Raw genomic sequence first — 749 nt, forward strand, 5'->3', positions numbered from 1 at the left:
GGCACTCTCCGTTACACCGGCTCACGTCAATGACGGCGATGTGGCTCCGACTCTCATAGAACAAGTGGCTGCGGGTACACAGGTGAAGTTCTTTATGCTTGATGCCGGTTATGACCAGCTTAAAAACTACGAAGCAGCACGAAACGTAAAGGCACAGGCGATTATTCCAATGAACCTTCGCAACGAGAAGGAACCACCTGCAGGCATGACATCCAGTGGTACACCCTGTTGCTCGATGGGCTATGAAATGACTTATTGGGGCGTTGATGGCGATCACCTGAAATTCCGCTGTCCCCACGCCACAGGCAAGGTAGACTGTCCGCTTGGGATGGCTGCATGCTCATCTTCCAACTATGGAATGGTCGTCAAAGTCGATAGGAAAAGCGATTTGCGGCGCTATTCAAGTCCACATCGAGAAACGAAACGCTGGAAGGAGCTTTACAACGAAAGAACCAGCATAGAACGATGCAACTCCAGGTTGAAAACCTATCTCACCGCAGACGCCATGCACGTCTGGGGTATTCAAAAGGTGACAACTCACCAATACCTAAACGCCATTGTGTTACTTGCTTCAGCATTAGCGATCGCCCGTCAGTCCAAGGAAGTCGCTGCTTAAATTTTTTTGATCAGTAGAAATTCTGCAGGTCTGCCCATTTTTGAAATTGAAGTCGATTTAGCTAAAATACTGCTTTAATTGGCCCCATAATTCTACTGCCTAAACTTCAAAAACGGAATTATGCAAAATGCTC

1 protein-coding gene is annotated in these 749 nt (G+C 47.5%); it reads left to right on the forward strand.

Translation table 11 applies throughout. The features are described 5' to 3' along the window. A partial coding sequence (locus tag PSHG_RS26020; protein ID WP_010267388.1) for a transposase occupies positions 1-616 on the forward strand: 616 nt, incomplete at its 5' end. Between the last annotated feature and the right edge of the window lie 133 nt (positions 617-749).

It is taken from the genome of Paenibacillus senegalensis JC66 (assembly GCF_000285515.1).
GTDB classification, from domain to species: domain Bacteria; phylum Bacillota; class Bacilli; order Paenibacillales; family NBRC-103111; genus Paenibacillus_L; species Paenibacillus_L senegalensis.